This window comes from Lunatimonas salinarum (assembly GCF_017811155.1).
GTDB classification, from domain to species: Bacteria; Bacteroidota; Bacteroidia; order Cytophagales; family Cyclobacteriaceae; genus Lunatimonas; species Lunatimonas salinarum.
Genome location: NZ_JACVCV010000011.1, coordinates 44,836 through 66,261, shown reverse-complemented (window position 1 = coordinate 66,261; position 21,426 = coordinate 44,836). Strand labels below are relative to the sequence as shown.

The window sequence follows — 21,426 nt, the reverse complement described above, 5'->3', positions numbered from 1 at the left end:
ACCAAAGTCACTGTTACACGTAGGTATCATGTATAATTTTGCAACTGCTTGGCGGTACGTTATTTGGATTTGGATCGGGCTACAGCCAGCTAGCTTGATTGCACAGGAGGGAGATAGTTTGATGTCGGTTGCACCGAACTCGTTGGCAGAGAAAATCCGGGCCGGAGAGGTGGTATTTCACGTAAAATCCTTCTACATGGGGACGGTAAATAAGGGAGACTTGCTTGACTACCATACCTTGGGATTAGGAGCGGGTATAGGTTATGTCAGCCCGGTGTTCAAGGGGTTCCATGTAGGTTTTAGCGGGTTTTTTGTGTTTCAGTTGTACGAGCATAATCTTCGGATTCCTGATCCGGCTACGGGAAATGTCAATCGCTATGAAATATTGCTATATGACATGAATGATTTCGAGAACAGCCGGGATCTGGACCGTTTGGAACATTTGTATTTATCCTATAAAAAGCGTGGATTTCAGGCGGTATTTGGCAGACAACAGGTAGATACCCCCTTCCTTAACGAGCAGGACAATCGGATGCGGCCAAATATTTTCAGTGGGTTGAAATTAACTTACGAAAATAAGTCATGGCATACCACATTTGCATGGTTTGACCATGTAACGATGCGTGGCACGGTAGACTGGTATTCGATAGAAGAATCCATTGGAGTCTATCCCTTTGGTCGAAATGTTTTTGGAACCAGTTCTGGATACAAGGGCAATATCCGAAGCAGGGGGGTAGGGGTAGCCGGGATATCTTACAAAGGGGTATACGGCGAAAGCCTGCAGTACTGGTCTTACCTGGCAGAAAATGTCTTTCAGATGCAGTTTGTCCAAATTGAAAAACAGACAGATTTAGGTTCCGCAGATTTAATGATGGGATTTCAGGGTTTCTATCAGTCTGCATGGAACGATGGAGGAAACACTGATCCTGACAAGGCCTACATCATGGCTGGAGAGCGTTCCTGGGGCTTTGGATCTAAGTTAGGAGTACAGGTAGGAAAGCAATCCCTTTCCCTCAATCTGCTTGCCATTTCCGACCAAGGCCGCTTTCTATTCCCAAGGGAGTGGGGCAGGGAAGTTTTCTTTGCCAGCTTGCCACGTGAACGGTTTGAGGGCAACGGTGGGGTTCGAGCGATTTCACTCAAGTACGACTATCGTTTCAACAAACATACGCAAGGGCTCATAGGTGTCAGTACCGTAAGCAATCCTGATATCAATGACTTCTCGCTTAATAAATACGGAGTCCCGTCTTATTACCATTTTGTGGGCTCGGTAGATCACTCCTTTGATGGATATTTGGAAGGGCTGAAGTTGAAATTGTTGCTCGTGAACAAAGCAGCAAAGGAACCCGGAGAAATCCCGGATTCAAACCGTATTAATCGGGTTGATCTATGGAATATCAATCTTGTAATTGACTATAAATTTTAAAATAAAATCGAACTAAACTAGAATTAAACGTAATAATGGAACAATTTATCAATTGGATTAGTCAGCCTTGGCCATGGTATGTGGCGGGGCCTTTGATTGGGCTTACAGTGCCGGTGTTGTTGATCATTGGCAATAAGTCTTTCGGCATATCATCTTCTTTGAGGCACGTCTGTGCCGCCTGTATGCCCGCTAATATCCCGTTCTTCACCTATAATTGGAGAAAGGAAATGTGGAATTTAATGTTCGTTTTGGGTGTGCTAATTGGTGGATTTATTGCGGGCACATTTCTCTCCAATCCAGAGGTGATCGTGATAGCAGAAAGCACACAGCAGGATTTGGCACAGCTAGGTATAACAGATTTTAGCTCCTTGCTTCCCTCGGATATTTTTTCTTGGTCTAACCTGTTTACATTGAAGGGGCTTTTCTTTTTTGTAATCGGTGGATTCTTGGTTGGTTTTGGTACGCGCTATGCCGGTGGATGTACTTCGGGACATGCGATAATGGGAATAAGTAGTCTTCAATGGCCATCGTTGGTTGCGACCATATTCTTCATGTTGGGAGGATTTGCTATGACACATCTTCTATTGCCACATATATTGGCATTTGTTGGCCTTTAATCAGTTTTGAACCAAAGAAGAAGCGAAAATTTCCTAAATGAGCCCGTTCGTGATTCGTATCAGTGATCAGAATGGAGGAGTTGGAATAGATTCTTACAAATAAGAGATTTAATCAGATGAGTGTAAAAGTAAAAGATACCACAAAAGCGGGTGCTCCGATAGAATGTGAGGCGCCTAATATGCAAAAGCAAACTGCCAAGGATGGGTTGTTGAAGTATTTGATCGTTGGAGTCCTATTCGGTATTGTGTTTGTCAAAGCAGAGATTGTTTCCTGGTTCAGAATTCAGGAAATGTTCCGGTTGCAGTCGTTGTTCATGTACTTGGTTATCGGGTCGGCTATTGCAGTAGGTTTGATTTCTATTCAATTGATCAAAAGGTTTAATATCAAATCCCTTTCAGGCCAGCCGATTACGATCGCCAATAAGGAGTTTCGAAAGGGACAGATCATCGGTGGGTTTATCTTTGGATTGGGTTGGGCCATCACAGGTGCCTGTCCCGGGCCATTATTTGCCCAAATAGGCAGCGGGTTTACGGTGGTATTTATCACCCTTTTGAGTGCCATTGCCGGTACTTGGGTATATGGCCGCTTTGCAGATAAACTGCCTAATTAAGATTTTTGAGTTTAGTGTTGATGAGAGAGGTCGGTCCAGGTTGGGCTGGCCTCTTTTTTTCTACGAAGCGTATCGTTACCTATTCAGCGGATACGCAATCCTCAATGCGGCTATTGCATATCATCCACTAGTTCTCGAAGATCTACCGGAACTACCCTAGACACTCCTGCTTCAATCATGGTGATACCATAGATAATGTCTGTACTTGCCATTGTACGCTTATTATGTGTCACTATGATAAATTGCGACTCATTGGAAAAAGTCTGAATGATTTGGTTAAACTTATCAATGTTGGCATCATCCAATGGCGCATCCACTTCGTCAAAAATGCAAAAGGGAGCGGGCTTTAGGAGGTAAATCGAAAACAACAGAGAGGTAGCAGTGAGGGTTTTTTCACCTCCAGAGAGTTGGTTTATGGAAAGTGGCCTTTTCCCTTTTGGTTTGGCGATGATTTCTATGGCGCTTTCCAGGGGGTTATCCGGCTCCAGAAGCTTTAAGTCACAGTCATCTTCAGCGGTAAAGAGAGATCTAAATACCTTGACGAAGTTTTCTTTTATTTTTGAAAATGCCCCTAAGAACGTCTCTTTGGCAACTTCATCTATTTCTTGTATGGTTTCGAGGAGTGAGTTTTTAGCCTTTACCAAATCATCCCGCTGTCCGGTGATAAAGGCGTGCCTCTCCTTGATTTCGTCGTAGGCTTCCATGGCCATTGGATTGATCGGGCCGATTTTTTCAAGGCGGTCTTTTGCTTTTTTCACTTCCTCTCGGATGGTTTCCTCGGATTTATCCCGGTATTCTGGATCCACCTCTGGATCTTCCTCCATTATTTTTTCAAGATCCAGTTCAAATTCAATGCTAAGCCTTTCTTGCAGTCCGTTTAGTTTTAGCTTTACATCGTTCAGCGCTTGTTGAAGTTCAAGGATCACTGTGTCAATGTTGGTTAATGACCGCTGACTGTCCCGAATGTTTTTGTCTATATCGTCAATAAGCGCGCGGTGCGCATAGTATTCCTTTTCGGCTTCATTTACACCGTATTCGATCCGGTCTTTTTCCCCGTACAGTTCGATCAATTCATCATCTTGTAGTTCGTTGTTGTCGATCAGGTTTCGAATTTCCTGGTCTATTTGTGATAGCTCTTGCTGCCCCTTCTCTATTCGCTCTTTACTGCTTTCATAGGTACTTTGCTTGAAAGAGATCTCTTGCTCCAGCGCATTGGATTTGTTCATGTGCTGGTGGTAGAGGATGTTTTCTTCATTATACGCTTGAGAGTGCTGAGTCACCTGGTCAGCCGCTTCCTGAACTTCTTCGTTTTTTTCCAAAAGCTCGGCCTCCCATTCGGCAAAAGATTTTTGTTCTTCGTTTAACACCGGTGAGATTTCCTCTAATTCGCCTACGAGGGTGTCGATACGGGCCAGAATATCCTCTTTTTTGGTGGCGTTGGAGGAGAGCAGCTCGCCAAGTTGTTCTTTTTTGGTTTTGACCGAGACATATTCTTGGTTGATTTCGTTGATTTGCTGCTGAAGGGTTTCAATTTGGCTTTTGAAGCTGATCTCTTTGAGCTTTAGGAGTTCGGATATCTTTTGATCCAAGTTGGAACGTACACCTGAGATTTTTCGGGTTAGGTCTTTAATGTCCTTCTCCAATTTTTCGAGATTCTTTGCCCTTCCTATTCGCTTACCTTCAAATAGCCCTACCGACCCGCCCGATAGGCTGAATTTTCGTTTGATGTATTTGGCGTTTTCGGAAATGAAGACAGCTTCCTCTTCTGTCGGGATATCCTGTATACCTCCCCTTACGATGTATACGTCGTCAAGGATGTAGGAAATCAAACGTGCGTATTTTTCGTCGTATTCTATGATTTCGGTAGCAGGTATGGTATTCGGATAGATCTTACTATGAGAAGGCTTGAATCGGCCAAAATGCTCCAGCACAAAGAAGTTGGCTTTTCCTTTGGCGGCATCACTGAGCAGGTTAATCGCAGTCACCGCTTCCTGGTAGGTGTCTACCACGTAATAGTTCATGTAGTTTTCCAGGTAGTTTTCGATGGTGACCCGGTATTTTTCTTCAGTAGTGAGTATATCCGATAGCAGCGGAATGTCTTTGCCCCAGTTGGAATGTTTCTTCAGGAATTTAATCGCTTCTGGAAAGCCTTCAAGGTTTTCCACCAAGGATTTTGTGAGGTTGAACTCGTTTTGTTTGGCGTCCAGTTTTCGGCTGAGCTGTGTGAGTTCTTCCTTGATAATATCCACGGTATGATTGGCCTCCTCCAATTTTTGCAGGTGTTCCTCTTCTTGGTTTTTCAGTGTTCCGAGGCCGGCCATTTTTTCATCCAATGTAGCTTTTATGTCCAAGAGTCTATCCGAAAACTCCGTCAGGGTTTCTTCTTGGTTGCTGTCATCGGAGGTGGTTTTTTCCAGTTCCTGTTTTAGGGTGGATACTTGTATTTGTTTGATTTCCTGAGATTTGGATAGTTGGTAAATCCGGTCTTTTTTTATTGATACCTCGTTATTAAGCTGCTTTTGTCGTTCCTGAATGACGTGAAGTTGGCGTTTTTTTTCCTCGTAGATGTCCCGTAGACTGCCTACTTGGACTTCTTTTTCGGCCAATAATTTTTCTGCTATGGCCATTTCCTGTTTCAATGAACTTATTGAAAAGGCAGCTCTATCGTTACTCTTTTTGTCCTGCGTTATTTGTTCCCGTAGAGATTGCGCCCGGTTTTCCAAAAACCTCAGGCGTTCGTTTTTAATCTTTTTATCGCTTTCAAACTGCCTGATTTTGTTGACTTGTTCATTCAGGGCTTTTTGACGTGAAGAGAGGGTCTTTTCGCGTTGGATAAGCGCCGCTTTTTGGGTTTCTAAATTTGCTTCTTTCTCTGCAAGCTGCGTCTGAATACTCAGTTTTAGGTCGTTTTCGGTTTGTATGCGTCGGTTCAGCTCCAGCAGGCTTTCCCGTTGATGGATAACTCCTTTTTTGGCAAAAGCAATACTTGCCTGTTTGTATTCTTTTTTGATCTCAAAATATCTTGCTGTTTGGCGTGCTTGTTTTTCCAGGGATTTCAGGTTTTTGTCGATTTCATAGAGTAAATCTTCTACCCGGGCCAAGTCTGCGTCGGTGCCCTCCAGTTTTCGGAGGGTTTCTTTCTTTCTGGTTTTAAACTTCGAGATCCCTGCCGCTTCTTCAAAAAGCTCTCTTCTCGAGTTGTTTTTGTCATTGAGCAGTTCATCGATCATTTTTAGCTCGATGATGGCATAGCTATTGGAATTGATACCGGTATCCATAAAAAGATTGGTGATATCTTTCAGCCGGCAGTTGATCCCATTTAACAAGTATTCGCTTTCCCCTGATCGGTAGTACCTTCGGGTGATAGTTACCTGAGTATATTCTGTGGGGAGCAGATTTTTTGTATTGTCAAAAGTAAGGGAGACTTCTGCCATATTTAACGGCTTTCGGCTCTTGGTACCATTGAAGATTACATTCTCCATTTTGTCCGAGCGAAGCATCCGTGTCTTTTGCTCGCCAAGGACCCAACGGATGGCATCTACTACATTGGATTTGCCGCAACCATTGGGGCCTACTATTCCTGTAATGCCCTTGTCGAAGTGAATCACGACCCGGTCACCGAAGCTTTTAAATCCCCGAACTTCTAGTTTTGAAAGCTGCATCACAGAAACGATTGATCAGGACAAAAATAAGCAGATAAGGGAGATTAACAATACCCCGGGCGGGTATCCCAGGTCAATCCAACGTTGTCCTATATCCGTGAAGCTGAGAAATGCCTTGCCCCTTCGGTGTGGCAAGGGTTCAAATTTTGAATACAGCTGCTTCATTTTCTCTTCTTGGATTGGGAGTTTTCGAGGCGTTCTGAAAAATTTGCAGAGCTCATTTATCAAGGAGGAATTAAATCATCAGGTTTTGACATGATTTTTGTCATGATTTGTCGAAATATTGTCGTTAGTAGTCACTAAAATACTTTTTATACGTTATATTTAGTATATTAAGCAAAGGATCAAAAGGCGGTGTTATAAATTCTAGAAATAATGAGACAATATGAAAATCAACACATGGTCTGGGTAAACAAGAAGATACCGAGTATCCCCGTTAAAACCCACTTCGGAAATACGTTTTTGAATAAGCTATTTACAAATCAATGGCTGCTCATCTATAGCAATCCCTATGATTTGATTCCGAGTAATGAAGATGAGCGAAAAAATCTGGAAGATTTTCTGGCAAGTTTGCGCAATATGAACTGTCAGTTGGTAGGATTCAGCAGCCGATCCTTTGCAGAACATTTGGAGTGCACAAATTGGATCAATTCGTTTCTACCAGACGAGGATTTGTTTCCGGTCTTTTACCAGAATGAAAACCTCATGGCGTCTTTGGAAAACGCCGAGGATAAAAAGGGAACACGCAGGGTACAGAATCCGATTTATTTGGTGGATGGTGCGGGAGTCGCAAAGATTCGGTTTGAAGGTCAGACGAAGGACAGTGTGCATTTTCGACGGATTTTAGGAAAAGTAGGTGAACTGGTTCTTAACGATCAGCTTGCCTTTCAGACGAGTTTTCAAAGTTAAAAGCACTGATTTTTTAAATTACTTGATTGGCAATAGAGCGCACACGAAATTTGGTTTTTTATACAGCTACGAGCAAAAAGCCGGCAACACTACTCATACGGGGTTGTCGGCTTTTTTTTGCCCAAGTCGTTTAAGCATAGTCAAGGCTTATCCGCTAATTTTTCGTCACAATCAGGTTATTGTCAAAAAGATGCAATACTTCTCTCAAAGTGGCTGTAGCAAGGGGCTTTTCGATAAAACCAATCACTTCTTCGAAGTTTTTGGACATTTCCTTATCTGATTTCAAGGTAGAAGATGTCACGATAACGACCATTATTTGCTTTCTATAGGGTTTAGAAACCAGTGCTTTTAGAAAATCCCATCCGTTCATTACGGGCATGTTTATGTCCAGCAAAACCAAAAACTGCTCGTATTGGTCGTGCAAGGATTCCAGTTTTTCGAGTGCCTCCCGTCCATTTTCTGCTGTATGAAATGTGCCGGGTATCTCCGTTTCCTTGGCCATTCTCATAATGTAATGCAACGCCAGTTTGTCGTCATCGACGATTAGTGTCGTTAGTTTCTTCTTCATGGTTTATCTCTTTTTGATTAGGTGATTTGATGTAATTCTTCTTGTGCCTTCACATCCGATTAAAAATCGCTTACGTTGCAAGGTAAGCGTAAATTCTTAAAAATAAATATTTCTATGCCAGATTTTATATGGTATAAAATTTTGTGTTTTCTTTATTGTTAAAATAAATGATTTAAAAATGTAAATATTCGATTAATTGTTAGTTTGAAGTTTGTAAAGTGCCGTTGATGTCTAATAATGTGCTGGATATCCTAAATGAAAAAGTACTATCGGATGAGGGGTGAATTCCTTTTATTGCAGGAATTTTGTAATTGGTAAAACAAAAGACGTATTTTAACCGCTGTGATTTTTTGTAAAAGGCAGTTGGATATTGGATTAGTCTAATAATTGCAAAACAAAGGATTCGGGGAAGGTTGGTGGTTTTTTAAACATACGTACTATCCTCATACACAATTTTTTTCCGGTTGTGGTAGGCAATTTGCTTTGTGAAATTTACCGTTGTAAATCCATGGAAATATGCTTTAATTCGATCTATACCGGAACGCTTCTTTGGCATTCCGTGATTTTTTTGGCTTTCGTTTAATAACTAATCACCTAAAGAAATATAATATGTGGAAAAGTAGCAGAGGTTCAGAGGGCGTACATAAGGGGATGGTCATTTCTTCCTTTTTCGCCGATGGGTTTAAAATGATCGGTGACTTAGAGTCCACTTGTGACATTCGGATAGAGGGTGTAATAGAAGGCAATATCACGACTTCGAAGAAGGTTGTGATAGGCAAGACGGGTCATGTAATTGGGAATGTAAGGGCCGCCAACCTCTGTGTAATGGGGGAGTTTGTCGGTGAAGCCTTGGTTGGTGAATTGGCAAAGATCGAAGCAACAGGTAGCGTCAGCGGTACCCTGCGGTCTGTACATTTCCAAATAGAACCGGGAGCCACCGTTGAGGCCAACTTGGGGAGGCTATCCGCGGAACACCAAAACGTCGGTGCTATGGAACCTATTGACTTTAATGCTGATAGAAGGAGTATTAGCAGCCTTCACCTATCGGTAGGGTAAGCATGTTTTTGAAGTAGTTAGCAGCCATCTTCCTGCGGGGGAGATGGCTGTTTTGGATTTGGCACCTGCTGTTTCTTGAAGGGTTAGCATTATTTTTAATCCGGTCCTTTCTTCATATTATTCCCACATTTCCGTAACTTCATGCGCATGGATGCAGGAACTATATTTTACATCATTGCGGTTGTCATTTACTTCATTTACTCAGCGCTCCAACAAAAGAAGGGTTTGCCAAAGGAAGGGGAAGCAACAGGTGAAAATCGGGATGCTCCGCAGGATATTCCCAGAAGGGGGACTTTCGAGGATTTATTAAGGGAAATCCGAAAGCAACAAGGTGAAAAGGAAGATGATTTGGTGCCCACGGGTAGACCTAAAGAGCCTGAGATCAAAGATGCCCCCGTAACCAAGCCGTATGTGGTGAGGGAAGAGGTAGCGCCTTCTGCGGCTCGCGGAAGAGTGGCTGAAGCTTATGAAAAATATCAAAGTAAACAGCCCCTTGTAAAGTTGGACGATCAGGTGGATATCCACGATGATAAGCGGATTCTCGGCAACGTAGCATCTCTGTCTACGAAAAGCAACAGAAATCCCTATGCGCAACTTTTGAAGAATCCGAATACGTTAAGAGAGGCCGTGGTGGTTTCTGAGATCCTAAATCGTAGGCATTTTTAACAAGACAACTCCGAAAGAGGGATTAGTTGGTGCTTAAAATAGTTATTTACCGCTATGTCAATCGATTAAGAAATTGTTGAAGAACGTATTTTTAAGCAGAAGCCAAACGAAGAAAAAGCCCATCCCCCACAGGAGATATACTCGGTAGAAGTCGATGGTTTCCTTATACCGAGACTCGGTAATCTCGGCCTTCTCAAGTTCATCGATTTCGTCGAATATTCCTTCGAGGGCATCACCATCAGCTGCACGATAGAACCTTCCTTTTGCTATACGGGCGATATCCCTGAGGGTGGTTTCATTGAGATAGCTCTCCACCATCTGCGGCCTACCAAAAAAGTCGGTTCCGTAGGGAACCATACCGTCTTTGCCTACGGCAATTGTATAGATTTTGATATTCATTGCCTCCGCGAGTTGGGCGGCAAAAATTGGGTCCACATTTCCGGCATTATTGTCTCCGTCGCTGAGCAATACCATGACCTTCGAATTGGCTTCAGATTCCCTCATTCGATTGGTCGCAACGGACAATGCGCTCCCTATCGCCGTACCTTTGGCATCCATCATATTAAACGAAATATCTTTGATCAAGTCTTTAAGCAAATCATAGTCGGTGGTTAGCGGTGCCAGTGAGAATGCTTCTCCAGAGAAGATCACGACTCCTATCCGGTCTCCAAATCTTCCTTCAATAAATTCCGTTGCGGTTACTTTGGCTGCTTCCAGTCTATTGGGGGTGAAATCCTGTAAATCCATGGATTCAGAGATATCCAATACCAACATGATATCGATGCCTTCTGTAAATTGCTCTACTTTTTCATTTGTTCGCTGAGGCCTTGCCAGGGAAATAATTACCATCCACATGCAAAGGGTGAAAAAACCCATAGGTACCAGTCTTAGGTAAGTCCATGGGTTGGATCTCGGAGCCATTTTCGGAATAGATAATTCCAAGCGGGGGTTTTTCAGGATTTTCGTAAACTTTCGGATCAGCAGTAAAAGAGGGATTACCCAAAGCAAGTGTAGTGCCCAAAGATTTTCCCATTCATAGGATCGGAAAGTTTCTGGCGTAAACCAGGTCCACGAAAAATAGCTGTTCATGTCATTCATGGCCGTGGAGATTTTTAATTTTTCTTTGGAATTCCTGTTCTGTTAACGAAGAAATACGTTCACAGGCTTTCCTGATGCCTTCGGTTACTCGGTTTGCATAGATGACTACTTCGATTTCTCTTAAGTCCTTTACCAGTTCTGGCTGCTCGAGGTTTTGGGCAATCTCGGTAGAAGTCCACTCTCGAAAAGGCCGACCTGTCAACGACTCCATGTAACCTCTCCATACCCCCAAGAGCTCATCGGCAGCTTCTAAGTCCTTTTTTTCAAAGAAAACCGCCTGTGCCTTATCCCATCGTAAAACAAATCGCTGCCTTCGTTTTTTCTCAAGGTAGATAAGCCACTGTCGATTCAGTCGGTCGCCAAAGAATACATAACCCGCAGCGAGGAGAATACAGACTACCACCGTCATCAAAATAAGTATGGGGTAATTAAAGCCGCGTTGTAGTTTTTGGTATGCGTTTGTTTCTTGAAATGCCAGGGCGTCAGGGAGTTCATCGATAACCAGTTTCAGTGCCAAAGGCGCATCTGCGGGCCGGTGGGTGATGCTGTCGTACCGCAATATCTCAAACACCGGCAAATGGTACATTTTCACCGGTTCTAACGAGAAGTTGGCCAGGAAATACAGTGCGCTGTCTGTCGTAAGGGTGTCCCGGGTAACCGAACGGAAGGTCTGTTTTCCCAGATATTCCATGCTGCCAAAATTATGCAGCGAATCGGGGAACAACAGGTTCATGTCAGCAGGGTATTCTGCTTTGAGCACGTAGGTTACACGTTCTCCTAACTTGGCCGAATCCTGCATAAAATACCCACGAACCCTTACTTCCTGTGCAGGCAATTTGAACTGGGCGATCAATAAAAATAGAATAAAGTAAATATAGCCTGTTTTAGCCACGCTTCATGCTTCGGTTTCGGATTTTAAATAGTTCCATCAAAGGTAAGACAATGTCTTGCCTTGTGTCAATCTGCAGGTAATTGATTTGATTTTTTTTGCATAAATCTTTTAATGATTCCCTGTCTTGGTGGAAGGACTGAAAGATCTTTTTTGCAAAGCCGCCAAAGGCCGTATTTACCCACGTAGTTTTCCCGAGTTCCTTGTCATAAACCGGTATGATACCCAAAGATGGTAAAGCAGATTCGAGCGGGTCAGTAACCTGAATGGCGATCACATCGTGTTTGTTTGCCAAGGATTTTAAGGGCTGCTCGTAGTTTTCGTCAATAAAGTCAGAGATCACGATAATGATGCTCCGCTTTTTTATGAGGTTAAGGCAAAATGAAAACATTCCCCTAAGGTCTGTTTTCACAGATCTATTGGTATGGTTAAAAATTCCTTGGATGACTTTGATCGCTTGCCTCGGCCCTTTGCCGGGCACAATGATTTTTTCTTTTTGATCAGAATAACTGATTAATCCTACTTGGCTTCCTTCGTATATCGCAGCGAGTGTGAGTACGCCGGCCACTTCCTTACTGGTGTCGATTTTTTTTTGTTCTTTACTGCCTATATCCTGGGACCCGCTGATGTCCAGCAGAAAGTAGACCGATTGATCTTTGTCTTCCTTAAAGGTTTTTACAAAAGTCCCATGTCCTTTTGCCGATACCTTCCATTCTACAGTGCGGATATCGTCACCATATTGGTAAGGCCTTAAATCATCAAATTCCAAGCCCGCCCCTTTGAATATAGATTGATAGTCTCCTTGGAGATGGTTGTTGGCAATCTTTCGGAGCATGATCTCATACCTGCGCAGTTTTTTGATTAGTTGGTTCATGTGGGCGGTCTATAAAAGGCCTAATTTAAGGTACTCGGCTGAATAATAAAACGACAATGTGGATACATATTGTCAAAATTGTGAAGAATTGGGTAATTTTGCCCCGTGAAATATTTTATCGGGTTAGTAGCGGCATGCTTCTTTTATGGCTCTTGTAGTTCTGATGATAAGCCTCCGGGATTGTTGTCAGAAGATCAGATGGTCGCCATCGTCGTGGATATCCACCTTACGGAAGGGTTTGTGCAGTCGTTACCCATACCCTATGACTCTTCAAAAAAGGTGTACCCTATTTTGGAAAGGGAGATTTTCGAAAAACATCGGGTCTCCGATTCGGTTTATATGGCTAGCCTCCAATATTACCTGAGATATCCGTCCTTCATGGAGCGAGTATACGAAAGAGCGATTGATTCCTTATCCGTATTTGAAAAAAGAGCTGAAACCAGTAAATGAAGATATATCCCCTTAACCTAGAGCAGAAGATCAGTTTTGATAAAATCAGGGAATTGATTAGGGAGGAGTGTAGTAGCAGTTTAGGGTCGGACTTTGTCCAAAAGATTTCCTTTTCAAGAGATTCGGTTCTGATCCAACGGCTTTTGGATCAGACCGAAGAATTTAAGCGCCTATTGCTGTCTGGAGAATATTTTCCGACTACCAATTTTGTAAATATTCATCCCTACTTGGATAAGGCCCGCCTTGAGGGTACATTTCTGTACGAAGAGGAGTTCCACGAAATCAAGCTAGGACTGCAAACACTTACTTCTTGCGTGGATTTTTTTAATTACAACGAGCAGGAATATCCGCAGTTGTTCCAGCTTTTGGGTATGGTAAACGATGATAGGACCCTAATTAGAGCCATTGATCGGGTACTGGATGAAAGGGGAAAGGTGAAAAACAACGCTACACAAGAGCTAGCGATGATACGTAGCCAGTTACTCTACGAGGAAAGCCGCCTCCGCAAAGTGCTGGATGCTGTTTTTCGTCAAGCTAAATCCCAAGGCTTTACACCGGAAGATGCCTCTGTCACCATAAGGGGTGGCCGAATGGTCATGCCGGTATTGGCCGAATATAAGCGACGAATCAAAGGCTTTATCCACGATGAGTCCGCCACCGGGCAAACGGTTTACATGGAGCCTGCGGAAGTATTAGATATCAACAATGATATTAGGGATCTGGAATACATGGAACGCAGAGAGGTCCAGAAAATTCTTACCCAACTGACAGATATACTCCGCGGATATATCCCCGACCTAAGAAAGGCATTTCATTTTTTGGGCCTGGTAGATTTTATTCGTGCAAAGGCAAAATTTGCCCTAAAGATTGAGGGAAATAAGCCGCATCTGGAAAGAAGTAAGCAGATAAGCTGGAAAAAGGCCAGGCATCCCCTTCTCGAACTGAGCCTAAAGGCCCAAAAGAAGCAAATCGTACCGATTGATGTTTCGTTGGATCCCAATCGAAGAATACTGGTAATCTCCGGTCCCAATGCAGGAGGCAAGTCTGTGACGTTAAAGACGATCGCCCTGCTGCAATACATGTTTCAGTGCGGAATCCTGATACCAGTGGAACCGGAGTCAAAATGTACGGTGTTCGACCAGTTTTTCATAGATATCGGTGATGAACAGAACCTGGAAAACGACCTAAGTACTTACAGCTCCCACTTGATGAACATGAAAAACTTCACCCGTTTTGCCAATAAGCGGACCTTGTTTTTTATTGATGAGTTTGGGACCGGGACAGAACCTCAGTTTGGTGGCGCCATAGCCGAGGGTATTTTGATTGCGTTGAACAAGTCTGGCGCTTTTGGAGTGATCACGACTCATTATGGAAACCTGAAGCAATTGGCCTCAAAAAGCCAAGGTCTTGTCAATGGGGCAATGCGCTACGATGTGGAGCATTTAGAGCCGCTTTATCAGCTTGAAATGGGAAAGCCAGGAAGCTCTTTTGCGTTTGAAATTGCCAAGAAAATTGGCATTGACGAAGAAATCATCCTACATGCCAAAGCGCAAGTGGGTGAAACAAGGGTGAACTACGACCGCATGTTGCTTAAGTTGGAGGGTGAGAAAAACCGCTATGAACAGCTTCTTTTGGAAAATGAACGAAAGGAAAAGCAACTCAACAGACAGTTGGTTGAATACACTGAATTAAAGGCGACTTTGGAATCCAGCAAGAAGCAGATTTTGAACGAAGCGAAAGTGCAGGCAAAGGCCTTGTTGGATGACACAAACAAGCGGATTGAAAATACAATTCGCGAGATTAAGGAAAACAAAGCGGATAAGGAGAAAACCAAACAAGTCCGAAAATCACTGGAGGAACACAAAGCATCCATCAAGCCGGAGAAAAGCAAGCTACCCCAACCCACGGCTGAGATAAAAGTGCTAGATGGGGAGATCAAAGTGGGGGATCAGGTAAGGCTGAAGGATAATGGTGCGATTGCTGAAGTGATTGCCATTCAGCAACGTACTGCTGAAATCACCATAGGTGACCTTAAATCAAAGGTCAAGCTGTCCCGCTTGGAAAGGGTGTCAAACACAGCAGTTAAAAAGGAAAAAAAGGCATTGGCGCGAAGCTCGGGCTTCAGTACTCACACCCGCATGTTGGAGTTTTCGACCAACTTAGATCTTCGCGGCAAGCGAGGAGAGGAGATTTTGCCCTTGTTACAAAACTTTATTGATGATGGCTATATGCTAGGGAGGACCGAACTACGCGTGGTACACGGCAAAGGGGATGGAATTCTTAGGGATCTTTGTAGAAACATGCTTCGTCACATGCCTGTAGTCAGTAGGTTTGAAGATGAGCATGTAGATCGTGGGGGATCGGGCGTCACGCTGGTATTTCTCAAGGAAAATTGAGATGGTTCCAACTGAAAAAAAGCGCTGGGATCGGAAGATGCCAGCGCCTTGTTAGTAGTACCTTGGAGTGTTTCCGGGAAGGGGTATCAGGTCTTCAGCGTTTGAAAGCTTGTCTTGCGAGCAGTTTCCAGTTTTTACCTTCCTTTTGCCAGACCAAAAGAACACCAAGGTTGACTGTGGCCGGGTCAGCGCCTTTATTGTGCGTGGAGCCAGTGAGATTATGTCTTACCAAGGCTATTTTTCCCAGTACCTCCACTGATTGGTCAGCAAGGGTGATTTGTGTAAAATTGTTGTTGCCACTTGCCAATGCCTCCACAAATGCCGCTTGGTTCTCTATGGTTCCATTGGAGTGGCCATAGGTGAGGTTTTTGGAGGAGATAGCTTTTAGTGCGGCTGCGTCTCCACTAAGCATCGCTTCACGGAGATCCGAAATGGCTTTTTCTACAGCTAAAAGATCTTTGCCTTGGGCAGCGCCAAGCATCGAAACACCGAAAAGCAAAAGAAGGGAAAGCAATGAAAATTTAAACATAGGTTATGGTTTTGGTTTTAGAGTAAATACGTAAAACCCTACGAGCGCTTCCACCCTGGCAGAAGCTTCCGTTGGATTTGGTACAGTGAATTCCAATCGGAGATCGGTTCCTTGCTTTTCGTACGAAATGTCCCTGTTTGCAACAGGTTGTATGCCCGATAGTCGCAACAGACTGTAGGATTCACCTTCCAATGACCATGACCCAGAGGGATCAAATAACCCATTACTGCCGGTTGTTTCGTAGTTTAGTCCAGCGGAACCTCGATTTCGAAAGGTTACCTCAAAATCTGTGTAGTTATTGGTCAACGATGCCCCGTCTCGTGAAACTGACCCTCCGCCACTGATGGTCCAGGTTTGCTCAGAAGTCCCTGCAAGTGATTCAATAGCGATCTCTTCTGGTGTTTTTTCAGGGCCTTCATCCTCATTTGAACAAGAAAAAAAAGTGAAAGATGTCAAGCCTAGCAGGAAGAATATTATGCCGAAATACTTCATATTGATTGAGTAGGAACGTGTTGTAAAATTAAGCAATTTGGAATCAAAACAAAGAAAAACTGTGTCACTTGAAGTTTTCGATGCCCAGACGATCCTTGCAAAATGGAAATTCCCTGGGGTCGTTTGACCCGACAATGATGGTTTTATCCTGTCCGTATGATTCCACAAGATCCAAATACCAGTTCACGCCCCTTTCATCGAGGTTTGACGTAGGTTCATCCAGCAGAAGCAACGGGCTGCTGGATAAGAAACATAATCCCAATTTTAGTCGCTGCTTCATTCCAGAAGAAAAATTCTGAATCGCTTTCTCTTTGGATTTTTCCAGGTACATGATTTTTATCGCTTCGCTAATGCTCAAGCCCGGGGAAAGGTTTTTGAACTTAAAGTGAAAATGTAAAAATTCGACTAAGGTGAATTCTTCCGGGAGATCAAGGTAGGGAGCGGAAATCGACAGGTGTCGGTAAATCTCGGTGGCTAGAATGGGGGTGTCCCCAATTTGATAATGTATACTTCCTTCGGATAGAGGCATTTGTCCCCCGATGCATTTGATAAGTGTGGATTTGCCGGATCCGTTGCTCCCCATGATGGCCAATTTTTGGCAGGGCGTGAGGGAAATTGTCAGTTTTCTGAAAATCCATTCATACTGAAAGCGTTTCCCTGCTTGGTCCAGCTTCAATTTCAGCATCTTATTGGATGTATCCTTTCATCACACCTCGTTCCGACGATCGAATAAAGTTTACGATTTCATCACGTTCTTTGGTCGCCGGAAGATTTACTTCGATTTCTTCGAGAGCCCTGCTGTTGTTCAGGCTATTCAAAAACAGGTATCGATAGACTTCTTGGATTTGATTGATTGTTTCACTGGTGAATCCCCTTCTACGCAAGCCAAGGGAGTTTACGCCAGCATAACTGAGCGGTTCTCGGGCTGCTTTTGTGTACGGAGGAACATCTTTTCGAACCAGCGAACCTCCTGAAATCATGCTGTGGGTACCAATTTTTACAAACTGATGGACGGCACTACTGCCTCCTACAAAGGCCCAATCGTCAATGGTTACATGCCCGGCTACCTGAACGGTATTAGCGATGATTACGTGGTTTTTGATGATACAGTCATGGGCAATATGAACATAAGCCATAACCAAGCAAGACTGGCCGATCTTTGTCGTTTTCTTGTCCAAGGTTCCTCGGTTTATTGTCACACACTCCCGGATAGTTGTGTTGTCACCGATTTCAGCCAAAGAGGATTCCCCTTGGAATTTCAAATCCTGTGGGATAGCCGAAATGACCGCACCTGGAAATATTTTGCAATTTTTGCCTATCCGTGCACCGGGGTAGATGGTCACGTTGGAGCCAATCCATGTTCCCTCGCCGATTTCAACATTTTCATGGATGGTAGAAAAAGGTTCTACCGTAATGTTATCACCGAGTACAGCGTCGGGGTGTATATGGGATAGTTTACTTATCATGCTTCTTTTCTTACTATACTGGCTGTCATAACCGCCTCACAAACTAGTGTGTTGCCTACAAAAGCTTCGCCCTTCATCTTCGCAATACCTCTCCTAATGGGATTTAAAAGTTCACATTTGAATATGAGCGTATCTCCAGGGAGTACCATCTTTCGAAACTTACAATTTTCGATGCTTAAGAAATATGTCCAGTAGTTTTCAGGGTCATCTACTGTACTTAAAACCAGGATTCCCCCGGTTTGGGCCATGGCTTCTACTTGAAGTACGCCAGGCATCACTGGATTATTGGGGAAGTGTCCCATGAAAAAGGGTTCGTTGATTGTCACGTTCTTTACCCCTGCCACCACGGTCTGGTCTAGGTAGATTATTTTGTCCAGCAATTGAAAAGGATACCGGTGGGGTAGGATATTGCTGATTTGATTGATATCGAGTACCGGAGGTAATTTCGGATCGTAATAGGGGATGTGCATGGGGCCTGCCTTCTCCATGGCTCGTTTGATTTTTTTGGCAAAGGCAACGTTGGCCGCATGTCCTGGACGGGCAGCCATGATTTGGGCTTTCAAAGGCCTGCCAACCAAAGCCAAATCACCGATTACATCCAATAATTTATGCCTCGCAGGCTCATTTTTATACCGTAACTCTACGTTGTTCAGAATGCCTTCTTTACGGACTTCGACCTTTGGCTTATTGAACATTTTCGCCAAATGACTCAGCTCCTCCTCCTGAACTGCGCGATCTACCACCACAATGGCATTGTTTAAATCGCCACCTTTGATCAGGTTTTGGTTATAAAGCATTTCCAACTCATGGAGGAAGCAGAACGTTCGGCAGGAGGCTATTTCGGCTTTAAATTGGCTGATATCGGTAATGGATGCGTGTTGGCTCCCCAATACAGGAGAGTTATAATCCACCATGACGGTTACCCGGAAATCGTCTAATGGCAAAGCAGCCATTTCAACCTCACGAGCGGCATCTTTATAGTGGATACTTTCCGGAATTTCAAAAAATCGACGGAGCGCATTCTGCTCTTCCAGCCCTGCCTCCTCCAAGATATGGATGAAGGGCAGGCTGCTGCCATCCATGATAGGCGGTTCCGGGCCATTGAGCTGAATCAACACATTATCGATTTCCAATCCTACCAAAGCCGCTAGGACATGCTCTACTGTAAATACTCTGGCACCGCTTTGTTCTAGCGTGGTTCCTCTGGACACATCTACTACGTTGTCCACATCCGCATCCACTATTGGGTATCCCTCCAAATCCATTCGCTGAAACTTGTATCCGTGATTAGGTGGAGCTGGGATAAAAGTCATCGTTGCTACTACGCCGGTATGTAAACCCACCCCGGTAAGGGTTACCTGCTTCCCAATAGTGTGTTGCTTTACTTTCATTAAAATTTTTTATGAAGCCAAATAGGTCAGTATTAAGGATACAAATTTATTGTTTTTTTTCCAGTTCTGTTAATTTGTTCTGCAAATCGGGTAACTTTTTGAACACAGCGTATGATTTCAGGAAGTCTTTCATCTCCATGCCGATGTACCCCAATAGGGTTTGTCCTGGTTTGGTAATGGATTTCATGATACCGGTATTCCCACCTACGGTCGTGTTGTCTGCGAGTTTGATGTGGCCTACAATGCTGGATTTTCCGGCGAGCACGCAATTTTTTCCGATTTCTGCCGATCCTGAAATTCCTGACTGTGAAGCAATCACGGTATTTTCTCCTATGTGGACGTTATGGGCTACCTGTACCAGGTTATCGATCTTCACCCCTTTTCCAATGTGGGTGGATCCCATGGTAGCGCAGTCAATGGTGGTATTGGCTCCGATGGAGACATGGTCTTCGAGCCATACATTGCCGAGCTGCGGGATGTTTTTGTACCTGCCGTCCGGCTGCGGCGCAAATCCAAAGCCATCGCTTCCGATCACTGCTCCTGGATGGATTTCGCAATAGTTGCCGATACGGCATCGTCGCATGATTTTCGCCCCGGGGTGTATGACACAGTCGTTGCCAATTGTCACTCCATCGCCGATGTAGACGTGGGGATGTATCTGTACTCGATCTCCGATCAGGCAGTTTTTCCCAATGTATGAAAATGCCCCTCTATAGCCACCAGTCCCCATGTTGCTGCTCGCATCCATGTACGCGGGTTCTTCCACGCCGTAGAAAGTGGGTTTCGACAGCTTTTCTACTGATTCCAATAGCTGGGTAAAACCCAAATAAGCATCCTCCACCCTGATTAGCGTGGAAAATAACGGCTTACTGGGTTGGAAATCGGCAGAAACGATGACCGCAGAGCTCCGGGTGGTGTATAAATAGGGTTCATACTTCAGGTTAGACAAAAAACTAATTCCCCCTGGTTTGCCTTCCTGGATTTTTTCCAGGCGGTTGATCTTATGGGAACCATCGCCTTCTACCCGTCCATTTAAGAGCTGAGCTATCTGGTTTATGGTGAACTCCATGTATGATTAACTTAAAATTCAGTGTAAAGGTAAATCTTTCGCCCGACAAGCGTAATGTTTTTTTACGATTTTGCTCATGGCTTTGATGTTTGGAAGGTCTGCAGCTTGCGCCACATCTACGACTTGGCCCTTTTTTGTCAGGACATAAATGCTCTCTTTGGCAGCATAGGCATGGTTGCTGATGCTACCGTGTGCGAAGAAGTAGGGAAGTTCCTCCTCCGACAGCTTTAATTTTGTTTTCGTTCTGACCCTCATATGATCCAATTCCTCTTCCGTAAAGGATTGGTTGCTCAGCGTGATCTTATATAGCCGCCTTAATAGAAACATGGTAGCGATGTTTCTGAGTATGCGATCTTTGCTTTTCTGCCAGAGCTTTAAGGCACCCCAAATGTCAAAATCATCCAGTTCTGCGAAAAAGGGCAATACGTCACAATTCTCTGTAAAATCTTGAATCGTCAGGTCATTGCTCAAAAAATAACGCAAGGCTTCCGACCCTGGAAGTGATTCTCCGGATGTTTGGAGGTGCTTGGCTCGTAGAATCAGATTAATTAACATTTTCTCGGCGCTTACCGTGGTTTTGTGTAGGTAAACCTGCCAATACATCAATCTTCGTGCGCTGAGGAAGTTTTCGATACTGTAGATGCCCTTTTCTTCGATCACAAGGCGGTCGTCTTTGATCGCCATCATTTTGATGATACGGTCGGCACCGATCGTACCTTCAGATACACCGGTGAAGAAACAGTCCCGTTGAAGGTAGTCCAGTCGGTCGATGTCAAGCTGGCTGCTCACGAGCTGGTGAAAAAATCTTCTTTCATAATTTCCGTTAAATATACGCAGAGCAAGATCCAGTTGGCCGTGAAATTGCTTGTTTAAGTCAAGGAGGAAAAGCTGTGAAAGCTTTTCGTGAGGAATATTTTGCAGAAGACTGAATTCAAGTGCATGGGAAAACGGCCCATGTCCAATGTCGTGGAGCAAAATGGCAATTAGTGCGGCCTCGTATTCCTGGTCGTCAATTTCCACGCCTTTGTTTCGGAGGTGGTCTAATGTGATACTCATCAGGTGCATAGCTCCGATAGCATGATGAAACCTGGTGTGCAGCGCACCCGGGTATACATAATCTGTCAAACCTAACTGTTTGATTCTTCGTAATCTTTGGAAATACGGATGGTCGATGATTGCAAAGATCAGTTCACTAGGTATATTTATAAATCCATAGACAGGATCATTAATTATTTTGTGGCTTTTCAATACCCTGCT

General features: G+C 44.0%; 20 protein-coding genes. 8 read left to right on the top strand and 12 right to left on the bottom strand.

Going from position 1 to position 21,426, the window contains the following annotated elements:
• Nucleotides 1–28 precede the first annotated feature (28 nt).
• From IAQ59_RS14265 to IAQ59_RS14255, 3 genes are all read left to right on the top strand, one after another.
• A complete protein-coding gene (locus IAQ59_RS14265) occupies nt 29–1,426 on the top strand; it encodes an OprD family outer membrane porin (RefSeq protein WP_245189610.1) in 1,398 nt (465 codons plus the stop codon).
• A 35-nt stretch (nt 1,427–1,461) separates the two neighbouring features.
• Nucleotides 1,462–2,043 (top strand): YeeE/YedE family protein, encoded by a 582-nt coding sequence (locus IAQ59_RS14260; protein WP_209331506.1) that lies wholly within the window; start codon nt 1,462–1,464, stop codon nt 2,041–2,043.
• A 116-nt stretch (nt 2,044–2,159) separates the two neighbouring features.
• The gene (locus tag IAQ59_RS14255) at nt 2,160–2,654 is read left to right on the top strand and encodes a DUF6691 family protein (protein WP_209331505.1); all 495 of its coding nucleotides are present in this window, start codon (nt 2,160–2,162) and stop codon (nt 2,652–2,654) included.
• 110 nt (nt 2,655–2,764) lie between these two features.
• On the opposite strand, the gene smc is transcribed toward IAQ59_RS14255, so the two are convergent.
• Complete coding sequence (gene smc / locus IAQ59_RS14250; protein ID WP_209331504.1) at nt 2,765–6,316, bottom strand: chromosome segregation protein SMC; 3,552 nt, start codon at nt 6,314–6,316, stop codon at nt 2,765–2,767.
• Nucleotides 6,317–6,691: 375 nt separating this feature from the next.
• Here smc and IAQ59_RS14245 point away from each other — a divergent pair, with 375 nt between their 5' ends.
• Complete coding sequence (locus tag IAQ59_RS14245) at nt 6,692–7,225, top strand: hypothetical protein (RefSeq protein ID WP_209331503.1); 534 nt, start codon at nt 6,692–6,694, stop codon at nt 7,223–7,225.
• Nucleotides 7,226–7,379: 154 nt separating this feature from the next.
• On the opposite strand, the gene IAQ59_RS14240 is transcribed toward IAQ59_RS14245, so the two are convergent.
• The gene (locus tag IAQ59_RS14240) at nt 7,380–7,793 is read right to left on the bottom strand and encodes a response regulator (protein ID WP_209331502.1); all 414 of its coding nucleotides are present in this window, start codon (nt 7,791–7,793) and stop codon (nt 7,380–7,382) included.
• Between the two features lie 609 nt (nt 7,794–8,402).
• Here IAQ59_RS14240 and IAQ59_RS14235 point away from each other — a divergent pair.
• Together IAQ59_RS14235 and IAQ59_RS14230 are read left to right on the top strand one after the other, a co-directional pair.
• Nucleotides 8,403–8,849, top strand: a complete 447-nt coding sequence (locus IAQ59_RS14235; RefSeq protein WP_209331501.1) for a bactofilin family protein — start codon at nt 8,403–8,405, stop codon at nt 8,847–8,849.
• Nucleotides 8,850–8,996: 147 nt separating this feature from the next.
• A complete protein-coding gene (locus IAQ59_RS14230) occupies nt 8,997–9,515 on the top strand; it encodes a hypothetical protein (RefSeq protein WP_209331500.1) in 519 nt (172 codons plus the stop codon).
• A gap of 57 nt (nt 9,516–9,572) precedes the next feature.
• On the opposite strand, the gene IAQ59_RS14225 is transcribed toward IAQ59_RS14230, so the two are convergent.
• Genes IAQ59_RS14225 through IAQ59_RS14215 form a run of 3 tightly spaced genes read right to left on the bottom strand, consistent with a single transcriptional unit; the run spans nt 9,573 to nt 12,376 of the window.
• Nucleotides 9,573–10,613 (bottom strand): vWA domain-containing protein, encoded by a 1,041-nt coding sequence (locus IAQ59_RS14225; RefSeq protein WP_209331499.1) that lies wholly within the window; start codon nt 10,611–10,613, stop codon nt 9,573–9,575.
• Nucleotides 10,606–11,505, bottom strand: a complete 900-nt coding sequence (locus IAQ59_RS14220) for a hypothetical protein (RefSeq protein ID WP_342450707.1) — start codon at nt 11,503–11,505, stop codon at nt 10,606–10,608. The genes IAQ59_RS14225 and IAQ59_RS14220 overlap by 8 nt, the downstream gene beginning before the upstream one ends.
• A complete protein-coding gene (locus tag IAQ59_RS14215) occupies nt 11,498–12,376 on the bottom strand; it encodes a DUF58 domain-containing protein (protein ID WP_209331498.1) in 879 nt (292 codons plus the stop codon). Before IAQ59_RS14215 ends, IAQ59_RS14220 begins: the two co-directional genes overlap by 8 nt.
• 105 nt (nt 12,377–12,481) lie before the next feature.
• On the opposite strand from IAQ59_RS14215, the gene IAQ59_RS14210 reads away from it, so the two are divergent.
• Together IAQ59_RS14210 and IAQ59_RS14205 are read left to right on the top strand one after the other, a co-directional pair.
• A complete protein-coding gene (locus tag IAQ59_RS14210) occupies nt 12,482–12,826 on the top strand; it encodes a DUF4296 domain-containing protein (protein ID WP_342450706.1) in 345 nt (114 codons plus the stop codon).
• Nucleotides 12,823–15,222: an endonuclease MutS2 gene (locus IAQ59_RS14205; protein WP_209331497.1), complete on the top strand. Its 2,400-nt coding sequence runs from the start codon at nt 12,823–12,825 to the stop codon at nt 15,220–15,222. Before IAQ59_RS14210 ends, IAQ59_RS14205 begins: the two co-directional genes overlap by 4 nt.
• 94 nt (nt 15,223–15,316) lie before the next feature.
• On the opposite strand, the gene IAQ59_RS14200 is transcribed toward IAQ59_RS14205, so the two are convergent.
• The 7 genes from IAQ59_RS14200 to IAQ59_RS14170 all read right to left on the bottom strand — a co-directional run bounded on the left by IAQ59_RS14200 (nt 15,317) and on the right by IAQ59_RS14170 (nt 21,417).
• Nucleotides 15,317–15,751 carry a nuclear transport factor 2 family protein gene (locus IAQ59_RS14200; RefSeq protein ID WP_209331496.1) on the bottom strand — a complete coding sequence of 145 codons (435 nt, stop codon included), beginning with the start codon at nt 15,749–15,751 and terminating at the stop codon, nt 15,317–15,319.
• Nucleotides 15,752–15,754: 3 nt separating this feature from the next.
• A complete protein-coding gene (locus IAQ59_RS14195) occupies nt 15,755–16,243 on the bottom strand; it encodes a hypothetical protein (RefSeq protein WP_209331495.1) in 489 nt (162 codons plus the stop codon).
• Between the two features lie 64 nt (nt 16,244–16,307).
• Nucleotides 16,308–16,928 carry an ABC transporter ATP-binding protein gene (locus IAQ59_RS14190; RefSeq protein WP_209331494.1) on the bottom strand — a complete coding sequence of 207 codons (621 nt, stop codon included), beginning with the start codon at nt 16,926–16,928 and terminating at the stop codon, nt 16,308–16,310.
• 1 nt (nt 16,929) lies between these two features.
• Nucleotides 16,930–17,709: an acyl-ACP--UDP-N-acetylglucosamine O-acyltransferase gene (lpxA, locus tag IAQ59_RS14185; RefSeq protein WP_209331493.1), complete on the bottom strand. Its 780-nt coding sequence runs from the start codon at nt 17,707–17,709 to the stop codon at nt 16,930–16,932.
• Nucleotides 17,706–19,100 (bottom strand): bifunctional UDP-3-O-[3-hydroxymyristoyl] N-acetylglucosamine deacetylase/3-hydroxyacyl-ACP dehydratase, encoded by a 1,395-nt coding sequence (locus tag IAQ59_RS14180; RefSeq protein WP_209331492.1) that lies wholly within the window; start codon nt 19,098–19,100, stop codon nt 17,706–17,708. The genes lpxA and IAQ59_RS14180 overlap by 4 nt, the downstream gene beginning before the upstream one ends.
• Before the next feature lie 46 nt (nt 19,101–19,146).
• A complete protein-coding gene (gene lpxD / locus IAQ59_RS14175) occupies nt 19,147–20,169 on the bottom strand; it encodes a UDP-3-O-(3-hydroxymyristoyl)glucosamine N-acyltransferase (RefSeq protein WP_209331491.1) in 1,023 nt (340 codons plus the stop codon).
• An 18-nt stretch (nt 20,170–20,187) separates the two neighbouring features.
• Complete coding sequence (locus tag IAQ59_RS14170) at nt 20,188–21,417, bottom strand: HD domain-containing protein (RefSeq protein WP_209331490.1); 1,230 nt, start codon at nt 21,415–21,417, stop codon at nt 20,188–20,190.
• Nucleotides 21,418–21,426 lie beyond the last annotated feature (9 nt).

Bases quoted from the DNA above. Each gene is read 5' to 3' on its own strand.
- IAQ59_RS14240 (WP_209331502.1), bottom strand. From the start codon at position 7,793: ATGAAGAAGAAACTAACGACACTAATCGTCGATGACGACAAACTGGCG.
- smc (WP_209331504.1), bottom strand. From the start codon at position 6,316: ATGCAGCTTTCAAAACTAGAAGTTCGGGGATTTAAAAGCTTCGGTGAC.
- IAQ59_RS14225 (WP_209331499.1), bottom strand. From the start codon at position 10,613: ATGAATGACATGAACAGCTATTTTTCGTGGACCTGGTTTACGCCAGAA.
- IAQ59_RS14195 (WP_209331495.1), bottom strand. From the start codon at position 16,243: ATGAAGTATTTCGGCATAATATTCTTCCTGCTAGGCTTGACATCTTTC.
- IAQ59_RS14265 (WP_245189610.1), top strand. From the start codon at position 29: ATGTATAATTTTGCAACTGCTTGGCGGTACGTTATTTGGATTTGGATC.
- IAQ59_RS14215 (WP_209331498.1), bottom strand. From the start codon at position 12,376: ATGAACCAACTAATCAAAAAACTGCGCAGGTATGAGATCATGCTCCGA.
- IAQ59_RS14235 (WP_209331501.1), top strand. From the start codon at position 8,403: ATGTGGAAAAGTAGCAGAGGTTCAGAGGGCGTACATAAGGGGATGGTC.
- IAQ59_RS14245 (WP_209331503.1), top strand. From the start codon at position 6,692: ATGAGACAATATGAAAATCAACACATGGTCTGGGTAAACAAGAAGATA.
- IAQ59_RS14200 (WP_209331496.1), bottom strand. From the start codon at position 15,751: ATGTTTAAATTTTCATTGCTTTCCCTTCTTTTGCTTTTCGGTGTTTCG.
- lpxA (WP_209331493.1), bottom strand. From the start codon at position 17,709: ATGATAAGTAAACTATCCCATATACACCCCGACGCTGTACTCGGTGAT.
- lpxD (WP_209331491.1), bottom strand. From the start codon at position 20,169: ATGGAGTTCACCATAAACCAGATAGCTCAGCTCTTAAATGGACGGGTA.
- IAQ59_RS14260 (WP_209331506.1), top strand. From the start codon at position 1,462: ATGGAACAATTTATCAATTGGATTAGTCAGCCTTGGCCATGGTATGTG.
- IAQ59_RS14180 (WP_209331492.1), bottom strand. From the start codon at position 19,100: ATGAAAGTAAAGCAACACACTATTGGGAAGCAGGTAACCCTTACCGGG.
- IAQ59_RS14190 (WP_209331494.1), bottom strand. From the start codon at position 16,928: ATGCTGAAATTGAAGCTGGACCAAGCAGGGAAACGCTTTCAGTATGAA.
- IAQ59_RS14230 (WP_209331500.1), top strand. From the start codon at position 8,997: ATGGATGCAGGAACTATATTTTACATCATTGCGGTTGTCATTTACTTC.
- IAQ59_RS14205 (WP_209331497.1), top strand. From the start codon at position 12,823: ATGAAGATATATCCCCTTAACCTAGAGCAGAAGATCAGTTTTGATAAA.
- IAQ59_RS14255 (WP_209331505.1), top strand. From the start codon at position 2,160: ATGAGTGTAAAAGTAAAAGATACCACAAAAGCGGGTGCTCCGATAGAA.